Annotated in this window: 10 protein-coding genes; 6 read left to right on the top strand and 4 right to left on the bottom strand. The window is 74.1% G+C overall.

From position 1 onward, the window contains the following. Nucleotides 1–27 precede the first annotated feature (27 nt). From WCD74_RS26980 to WCD74_RS26990, 3 genes are all read left to right on the top strand, one after another. The gene (locus WCD74_RS26980) at nucleotides 28–594 is read left to right on the top strand and encodes a hypothetical protein (RefSeq protein WP_337697999.1); all 567 of its coding nucleotides are present in this window, start codon (nucleotides 28–30) and stop codon (nucleotides 592–594) included. Nucleotides 595–672: 78 nt separating this feature from the next. Beyond that, the gene (locus WCD74_RS26985) at nucleotides 673–1,278 is read left to right on the top strand and encodes a ClpP family protease (protein ID WP_337698000.1); all 606 of its coding nucleotides are present in this window, start codon (nucleotides 673–675) and stop codon (nucleotides 1,276–1,278) included. Further along, a complete protein-coding gene (locus tag WCD74_RS26990; RefSeq protein WP_337698001.1) occupies nucleotides 1,275–1,862 on the top strand; it encodes a ClpP family protease in 588 nt (195 codons plus the stop codon). Before WCD74_RS26985 ends, WCD74_RS26990 begins: the two co-directional genes overlap by 4 nt. On the opposite strand, the gene WCD74_RS26995 is transcribed toward WCD74_RS26990, so the two are convergent. Then, the gene (locus WCD74_RS26995; protein WP_337698002.1) at nucleotides 1,859–2,245 is read right to left on the bottom strand and encodes a helix-turn-helix domain-containing protein; all 387 of its coding nucleotides are present in this window, start codon (nucleotides 2,243–2,245) and stop codon (nucleotides 1,859–1,861) included. The two genes, WCD74_RS26990 and WCD74_RS26995, sit on opposite strands and share 4 nt — an antisense overlap. 105 nt (nucleotides 2,246–2,350) lie before the next feature. Between WCD74_RS26995 and WCD74_RS27000 the strand changes: the two genes are divergently transcribed. From WCD74_RS27000 to WCD74_RS27010, 3 genes are read left to right on the top strand one after another with little or no spacing between them, the layout of a single operon-like run. After that, nucleotides 2,351–4,075 (top strand): GMC oxidoreductase, encoded by a 1,725-nt coding sequence (locus WCD74_RS27000; protein ID WP_337698003.1) that lies wholly within the window; start codon nucleotides 2,351–2,353, stop codon nucleotides 4,073–4,075. Beyond that, nucleotides 4,072–4,647, top strand: a complete 576-nt coding sequence (locus WCD74_RS27005) for a TetR/AcrR family transcriptional regulator (protein WP_337698004.1) — start codon at nucleotides 4,072–4,074, stop codon at nucleotides 4,645–4,647. The genes WCD74_RS27000 and WCD74_RS27005 overlap by 4 nt, the downstream gene beginning before the upstream one ends. Continuing rightward, a complete protein-coding gene (locus tag WCD74_RS27010) occupies nucleotides 4,647–5,879 on the top strand; it encodes a cytochrome P450 (protein ID WP_337698005.1) in 1,233 nt (410 codons plus the stop codon). Before WCD74_RS27005 ends, WCD74_RS27010 begins: the two co-directional genes overlap by 1 nt. On the opposite strand, the gene WCD74_RS27015 is transcribed toward WCD74_RS27010, so the two are convergent. Genes WCD74_RS27015 through WCD74_RS27025 form a run of 3 tightly spaced genes read right to left on the bottom strand, consistent with a single transcriptional unit; the run spans nucleotide 5,848 to nucleotide 7,674 of the window. Further along, a complete protein-coding gene (locus WCD74_RS27015; protein ID WP_337698006.1) occupies nucleotides 5,848–6,192 on the bottom strand; it encodes a hypothetical protein in 345 nt (114 codons plus the stop codon). The two genes, WCD74_RS27010 and WCD74_RS27015, sit on opposite strands and share 32 nt — an antisense overlap. A gap of 40 nt (nucleotides 6,193–6,232) precedes the next feature. After that, nucleotides 6,233–7,123, bottom strand: a complete 891-nt coding sequence (locus tag WCD74_RS27020; protein WP_337698007.1) for an aldo/keto reductase — start codon at nucleotides 7,121–7,123, stop codon at nucleotides 6,233–6,235. Continuing rightward, nucleotides 7,120–7,674: a mycothiol transferase gene (locus WCD74_RS27025; protein ID WP_337698008.1), complete on the bottom strand. Its 555-nt coding sequence runs from the start codon at nucleotides 7,672–7,674 to the stop codon at nucleotides 7,120–7,122. The genes WCD74_RS27020 and WCD74_RS27025 overlap by 4 nt, the downstream gene beginning before the upstream one ends. Nucleotides 7,675–7,837 lie beyond the last annotated feature (163 nt).

A 7,837-nucleotide genomic window follows, 5' to 3' on the forward strand; every position in this document is an offset into this window, starting at 1 on the left:
GCGCCTCGCGGACGAGGGTCTGGTCCCATGACACGCTCCACGGCCGAGTACGCCGACGTCGACATGACCGACCAGCTCGCCGCCCTCACCGGCCTGGGGGACACGGCGACCCGGGGCGAGACGGTGGCCCGCATCCTCGCGACCCCGTCGCGGTACTGCCCCGCGGTGCTCACGGCCATGGCGAGCGTCGTGTTCGCCGACGGGCACCACGAGACCGGTGCGTTCTGGTTCTACGCCGGGCAGCTGCGGGCGCGGTTCGACGCCGGGCGGTGCACCGACCCCAGCGCCGCGGCCGCGTGCGGCGCGCTGACCGAGGCCCACGGTCCGCCGATCAACCGGTGGGCGTTCGCCCAGCCGGGCCTGCTCCCGGGCCTGATCGACCGGGTGGCGGCGTGGGACGCGGCGACCGCGAGCGAGTACGACCCCCGCTGGATCGCCCTGCACGGGATGAACGCGTTCCTCGGGTCCGAAGGACCGCTGCTGGTCCCGTCAACGGAGTGGCCGTCGCTCGCCGAGCGCACCCGCCGGGAGTTCGTGGAGAGCTGCCACGGCCTGTTCGACGACCACGGCCGGCTGCGGACGGAGCTCTTCTGACGCTGCTGTGAGCAGCGTGGCGCTGCCCCGGGCGGAAGCCGTGGCGGGCGCCGTCGTCGGGGAGCCACCGTCGTCGTCATGACCGAACCGACGTCCTTCTCCCCGGAGCTGCGGGCCCACCTGCTGCGCCACCGGGTGCTCGTGCTCGACGGCGCGCTCGACGACGACAACGGGACCGCGCTCACGGGACACCTGCTCACGCTCGCGGCCGAGAACGACTCGGCCGACGTCGCCCTGTGGATCCACTCCCCCGGCGGCTCCGTCCCGGCCATGCTCGCGATCCGCGACGTCATGCGGCTCGTCCCGTGCGACGTCTCCACGCTCGCGCTGGGCCTGGCCTGCAGCGCCGGGCAGTTCCTGCTCTCCGCCGGCACACCGGGCAAGCGGTTCGCGCTGCCGCACGCGAAGATCCTGATGCACCAGGGGTCGTCCGGCATCGGAGGATCGGCCGTCGAGGTGGAGGTCCAGGCCAACGACCTGCGCCACACCCGCGACACCGTGCTCGGCCTGATCGCCTCCGACACCGGGCAGCCGCCGGAGCGGGTCTTCGAGGACTCGCTGCACGACCGCTGGTTCACCGCCACCGAGGCGCAGGACTACGGGTTCGTCGACGGGATCGTCTCGAGCTTCGACCAGCTCATGCCGGTACGGCGGCTGCGGGTCGGGATGGGGGTACCGGCATGAGCAGCTACACGATCCCGAACGTGCTCACCCGCGACTCGCGCGGCGAGCGGATCACCGACGTCTACTCCCACCTGCTCAGCCAGCGGATCGTCTACCTCGGCACCGCGATCGACGCGGGCGTGGCGAACGCCCTGATCGCCCAGCTGCTGCACCTGGAGGCGGACGCCCCGGAGCAGGAGATCGCGCTGTACGTCAACTGCGAGGGCGGCGACACCGCGGCCATGCTCGCCGTCTACGACACCATGCAGTACGTGCGCGCCCCGGTCGCGACGACGTGCGTGGGCCAGGCGGTGGCGGCCGGTGCCGTGCTGCTGGCGGCCGGCGCCCCCGGGCGGCGCTCGGCGCTGCCGCACACCCGGGTGGTGCTGCACCAGCCGGCGGCCCAGGGGCGGGGCGCCATCCCGGACCTGATCCTCGCCGCCGACGAGGTGGTGCGGGTGCGGGCGGAGATGGAGGCGATCCTGGCCCACCACACCGGACGGGACGCCGCCGACCTGCGCCGCGACACCGACCGCGATCTGGTGCTCACCGCCTCGGCGGCCCGGGACTACGGGATCGTCGACCACGTGATCGACCGACACTAGGCGGCGAGCAGCACCGGACCCCGTCCCCCGGCGCCCCGGGCGAGGTCGGCGTGGGCGAGCCCGACCAGCTGGCGCAACGGCACGCCCAGGGCCCCGGCGACGGCGGCGAGGGTCTCGCTCGACGGGTCCTTGCGGCCGCGCTCGACCTCCGACAGGTACTGCGGCGAGATGCCCGCCCGCGCGGCGGTGTCGGCGAGCCGCTCACCCCGGTCACGCCGCACGGCCCGGAGCCTCCGCCCGACGACCTCGCGCCACAGCGGCTCCGGGCCCGTCCCCCGCGGAACGAACGACTCGTTCGTGGCTTCTACGTGCACGAACGGGTCGTCGGTTCCGGCGGCGGCCCGCTCCCGACGACGCTCGTCCAGCCGGATCAGCTCACCCATGCCGGGCACGCTCCCAGACCCGGCCCGCCGTCGTCCCCGGGTTCCGCCACCGGCGAACGGCGACGCCTGTTGACAGGCTGCCAACAAGGGGCGCAGAGTCGACCCATGGACTACGACGTCCTCGTGATCGGCTCGGGATTCGGCGGCGGCGTGGCCGCGCTGCGGGCCACCGAGAAGGGGTACCGGGTCGGGGTGCTCGAGGCGGGGCGCCGCTTCGCCGACCACGAGTTCGCGCGGACGTCCTGGCACCTGCGGGACTTCCTGTGGGCCCCGCGCCTGGGCTGCCTCGGGATCTTCCGCATGGACCCGCTGCGCCACGTGCTGGTGCTCTCCGGCGCGGGGGTGGGCGGCGGCTCGCTGGTCTACGCGAACACGCTCTACCGCCCGCCGTCGCGGGTGTTCACCGACGGGACCTGGCCCGCCGGCGTCGACTGGGACGACGAGCTCGACCGCCACTACGACCAGGCGTCCCGCATGCTCGGCGTCACCACCTACCCCCGCACGTCGGCGGCCGACGCGGTGATGCGCGACGTCGCCGACGAGCTCGGCGTCGGGCACACCTACCGCAACGCCGACGTCGGGGTGCTGTTCGGGGACGAGCCCGGCGTCGAGGTCCCGGACCCGTACTTCGGCGGCGCCGGTCCCGCCCGACACACCTGCATCGACTGCGGCGAGTGCATGACGGGCTGCCGCCACGACGCGAAGAACACGGTCGCGAAGAACTACCTGCACCTCGCCGAGGCGGCGGGCGCGGTCGTCCACCCCATGACGACCGCGATGCTCGTCCGGCCCCGCCACGGCGACCTGTCCGGCGCCTCCGGCTACGAGGTCGAGGTCCGCGAGACCCCCCGGCCCGGACGCCGTTCCCGACGACGGGTCCTGACGGCGGGTCAGGTCGTCGTCTCCGCCTCCGCCCTGGGCACGCAGCGGCTCCTGCACCGGCAGCGGGCGAAGGGCACGCTCCCCCGCATCTCGGGGCGGCTCGGCCGCGGGGTGCGCACCAACTCCGAGGCGATCCTCGCGGCCCGCACGCCCGACCCGGCGGCCGACTTCACCGACGGCGTCGCGATCACCTCGTCGATCCACGTCGACGAGAACACCCACGTGGAGCCGGTCCGCTACGGCCACGGGTCGAACCTGCTCGCCCTGATGTCGGCGATCCTCGTGGACGGCACCGCCGACCCCGACGACCCGACGATCGGCCGCCGCGGCCCCGGGTGGCGGCGGGTCCTCCGCGAGCTCGTGACCCGCCGTCGGGAACTCCCGCTCCTGCACCGGCCGCGGCGCTGGTCGGAGGAGTCGATCGTGCTGCTGGTGATGCAGACGCTGAACAACTCGCTGACGCTGCGCCGCCGCCGGTTCCTGCCCGGGCTGACCAGCGCCGCCGCCGACGGCGAGGCCAACCCGCCGTGGATCCCGGCCGGACACGAGGTGGCCCGGCGGGTCGCGCGGCGCATCCGGGGCGTGCCGGTCGGGGCGGCGTCGAGCCTCGCGAACATCCCCGTCACCGGGCACTTCCTCGGCGGCGCGGTGCTCGGCTCCACCCCGGACGACGGCGTCGTCGACGCCTACCACCGCCTGCACGGCCACCCGGGCGTCCACGTGATCGACGGCTCGACGATCCCGGCGAACCTCGGCGTGAACCCGTCGCTGACGATCACGGCGCTGGCCGAGCGGGCGCTGTCGCTGTGGCCGAACGCCGGTGAGCCCGACGAGCGCCCGGCCCCGGGTGAGGCCTACCGCCGCGTCGAGCCGGTCGCCCCGCACCGGCCGGCCGTCCCCGAGGAGGCGCCCGCCGCGCTGCGGCTGCCCCTCACGGTCGTGCGGTGAACGAGCTCGCGGCCCGCCGCCGGCTCGACCCCGACGCGCGGCGCACCGAGATCCTCGAGGCGGCCCTGCGGCTCTACGCGGTGCGGCCCTACGCGGAGGTGTCCACCACCGACCTCGCCCGCGAGGCCGGCGTCGCGCGGGCGCTGCTCAACCACTACTTCGGCACCAAGCGGGCGCTCTACCTGGAGGCGCTGCGCGAGCTCCTGACGATCCCGGAGCAGGCCGCCGCGGAGCTGCCGGGCACCCGCCGTCGGGAACGCGCCGCGGCCGCCGTCGAGTGGTTCCTCGACACGGTCACCGACCGCCGCGGCCTCTGGTTGTCGGTGGGCCTCGGGGTCTCGGGCGACGCCGAGGTCGACGCGGTCGTCGAGGACGCCGACGAGACCGCGGTCGACCGGGTCCTCACCGCGCTGGAGCTCGACCCGTGCGACGAGGCGCTGCGCGCTCGCGTCCGCGCCTTCTTCGGCATGGTCCGCGCCGCCTCCCGCGAGTGGCTGGTGCGCGGCAGCCTCGACCGACCCGCCGTCCGGACCCTGCTGACCACCACGCTCGTCTCGATCCTGGAGGACTGATGGACCTCGGCAACCGCGAGTTCTGGGAACTCCCGTGGAAGGACCGCTACACCGCCTTCGCCGAACTGCGCGCCACCGACGGCCTGCCCTGGTACGCCGAGCCGGAGTTCCCCGGGTTCCCGCAGGGCGAGGGGTTCCGGGTGGTCACGCGGCACGCCGACGTGGAGGAGGTCAGCCGCAACCCCGACCGGTTCTGCTCGGGCAAGGGCGCCGTGTCCATCCTCGACCTGCCCGCCGAGGCCCACGAGTTCTTCGGCTCGCTGATCAGCATGGACGCGCCGCGCCACACCAAGATCCGGCGGATCGCGGCGGGGGCGTTCACGCCGAAGCGGGTCGGGCGGCTGATCGACGACGTCGAGCGGATCGCCGGCGAGGTGCTCGACCGGGCGCGCGCGACGGCGGCAGCGAACGGCGGGGAGTTCGACCTGGTCACCGAGATCGCCGCACCGCTCCCGCTGCTGCTGATCTGCGACATGATGGGCATCCCGGAGTCGCGGCGCGACGACGTGTTCACGTGGTCGAACATGATCCTCGCCGGTGACGACCCGGAGTACGTCACCTCCGAGAACCCGCTGCAGGACTACCTGACGGCGGGCGCGGGACTCTCCGGGCTGATGACGGAGCTGGCGGCGACCGTCGAGGACGACCCGCGCGACGACGTGCTGTCGGCGCTCGTCCACGGCGAGGTCGACGGCGAGCGGCTCACGCACCAGGAGATCGCGTCGTTCTTCATCCTGCTCTGCGTCGCGGGGAACGAGACCACCCGCAACGCGATCACGCACGGCGTCTGGGGCCTGCACCTCGACCCCGACGCCCGTGCGGTCTGGGAGGCCGAGCCGGAGCTGCCGACGGCGGTCGACGAGGTGGTGCGGTGGGCCTCGCCGATCAACTGGATGCGGCGGACCGTCGTGGAGGACACGACGGTCGGGGACGTGCCGGTCCGGGCCGGGGAGAAGCTGCTGCTGGTCTACGGGTCGGCGAACCGCGACGAATCGGTGTTCGCCGAGCCCGACCGGCTCGACCTGCGCCGCTCCCCCAACCCGCACCAGGGCTTCGGCGCCCACGGCCCGCACTTCTGCCTCGGCGCGCACCTCGCGCGCCGCGAGGCCGGGGTGATGTTCCGGCGGCTGCTGACCGAGATGCGCGAGCTGGAGGTCGTCGGCGAGCCCGACCGGCTCCGGTCGATCTTCGTCAACGGGATCAAGCACCTGCCGGTTCGTCTGGCGGGGTGACGACGGCGGGCGTGGCCGGCTCCGGTGCGCCGCGCAGGCCGCGGGCGGTGAGCGAGATGCTGCCCGCGACCAGCACGCCCATGACGACCGCGACGACGCCGCCGACGTCGTGCGGGAGCCCGCTCGCGAACGAGAGCACGATCGTGACGACCGCGCCGATCCCGAGGAAGCCGGGCACCGTCGCGAGCTTGTGGGCGAGCACCGCCTGCCAGGTCCACACTGGGCCGCGGAGCAGGCGGTGGGTGAGCACGGCCGCGACCGGCGGGATCACGAGCAGGCCGAGCCCCAAGGGCAGCCAGGCGAGGACGTTCATCGCCGTCTAGTTCGGCCGTTCGGAGTAGTACGTTACTCCGTCATGGGATGGCGTAGCCCGCGGCGGCCGTGAGCCGGTACCACTCGGGCCGGGACAGGCGGAGATCCGCGCCGGGCGCCGCCTCGCGGATCCGCTCGGGCCGGGTCGACCCGACGACGACCTGCATCCCGGCCGGGTGCGTCGTGATCCAGGCGGTGGCGACGGCGGTCGGGGTGACGTCGTGCGCAGCGGCGATCTCGTCCAGCGCGTCATTCAGGTCGGCGTGGTGCTCCCGGTCGCCGAGGACGATGCGGCCCTGCGCGTCGGCGAACGGCGACCAGGCCTGCACGGTGACGCCCCGCAGCCGGCACGCGTCGAGGACCCCGCCGTCGCGGTCGACGGACTGGTCCAGGCCCGCCACGTTCGCCGCCAGTCCGGCGGCGATCATCGGCGCGTGACCGAGGCCGAGCTGCATCTGGTTCGCGACGACGGGGTGGGGCAGCGAGCGCGCGAGCAGCTCGATCTGCGAGGCCGTGTGGTTCGAGACGCCGATCGCCCGGACCTTGCCCTCCCGCACGAGCCCGTCGAGCGTCTCGGCGACGTCGTCGGGGTCGGCCAGCGCGTCGGGCCGGTGCAGGAGCAGGACGTCGACGTGGTCGACGCGCAACGCCTCGAGTGACTCGTCGACGGAGCGCCGGACGTGCTCGCGGGAGAAGTCGTAGTAGCCCTCGCGGATGCCGACCTTCGTCTGGATGACCGCCTGCTCGCGGCGTGCGCCGGTCAGGCCGGCTGCCTCCCCGAAGCGCCGTTCGCACGCGTGACGGGTGGAGCCGTAGATGTCGGCGTGGTCGAAGGTCGTGATCCCGACGTCGAGCGCGGTGTCGACGAGGGCCCGCACCGCTCCGTCGTCGAGACCCTCGATGCGCATGCAGCCGAGGACGAGCCTGGTCACTGTGGTCTCCATCCGGGCGGCGGATCTTCGCCGACGCTACCGTCGACGTACTCGCGGATCAGGTCGGCGTGGCCGGTGTGGCGGCCGTACTCCTCGACGAGGTCGCAGACCAGTCGACGGAGGTTCACCCGCTCGCCGTCGGGGCCGGTGAGGTGGACGGTGCGGTCGAGGCCGCCGTCGTCGAGGGCCTCGTCGAGGGCGGCGCGGGAGTACGCGACCGCTCGGTCGTAGCGGGCGTAGAGCTCGGCCGGGGCGTCGGCGGCGGCGGAGGTGAACTCCCAGTCCGGGTCGTCGTCCCAGGGGGCGTCATCCCACTCGGGTCCGAGCCGCTCGCCGTGCAGCTTGGCCCGGAACATCAACGCCTCGGCCCACGCGAGGTGCTTGAGGAGCCCGCCGAGGGTCAGCGCCGAGACCCCGACGGTGGCCGCGAGGCCGTCCTCGTCGAGGCCGTCGACCTTCCAGCGGAAGGTCGCCCGCAGCCGCTCCAGCGAGCCGACGATCTGCTCGACCTCGCTCCCGGCGAGCGGTGGCTCCCAGGGCGTGTCGGTCACGGGCCCACGCTAGGGGTTCCCGACGATCCGGCGGCGGCCAGGGGAGGTACGCCGCCGGATCCTCGGTGGCCGGGGGCAGCCGGCCGTCGGGTGCCGGGCGACCGGCGCGGTGGTCGCCCGACATGTGCTTCGCAGGTGAGCACTAAATGGGGCCATAGCCCCG

It is taken from the genome of Actinomycetospora aurantiaca, assembly GCF_037401875.1.
Classification (GTDB): domain Bacteria; phylum Actinomycetota; class Actinomycetes; order Mycobacteriales; family Pseudonocardiaceae; genus Actinomycetospora; species Actinomycetospora aurantiaca.

What these genes read in the sequence shown, in the direction of transcription:
- WCD74_RS26980 (WP_337697999.1), top strand. Translation starts at nt 28, where the DNA reads ATGACACGCTCCACGGCCGAGTACGCCGACGTCGACATGACCGACCAG.
- WCD74_RS26985 (WP_337698000.1), top strand. Translation starts at nt 673, where the DNA reads ATGACCGAACCGACGTCCTTCTCCCCGGAGCTGCGGGCCCACCTGCTG.
- WCD74_RS26990 (WP_337698001.1), top strand. Translation starts at nt 1,275, where the DNA reads ATGAGCAGCTACACGATCCCGAACGTGCTCACCCGCGACTCGCGCGGC.
- WCD74_RS26995 (WP_337698002.1), bottom strand. Translation starts at nt 2,245, where the DNA reads ATGGGTGAGCTGATCCGGCTGGACGAGCGTCGTCGGGAGCGGGCCGCC.
- WCD74_RS27000 (WP_337698003.1), top strand. Translation starts at nt 2,351, where the DNA reads ATGGACTACGACGTCCTCGTGATCGGCTCGGGATTCGGCGGCGGCGTG.
- WCD74_RS27010 (WP_337698005.1), top strand. Translation starts at nt 4,647, where the DNA reads ATGGACCTCGGCAACCGCGAGTTCTGGGAACTCCCGTGGAAGGACCGC.
- WCD74_RS27015 (WP_337698006.1), bottom strand. Translation starts at nt 6,192, where the DNA reads ATGAACGTCCTCGCCTGGCTGCCCTTGGGGCTCGGCCTGCTCGTGATC.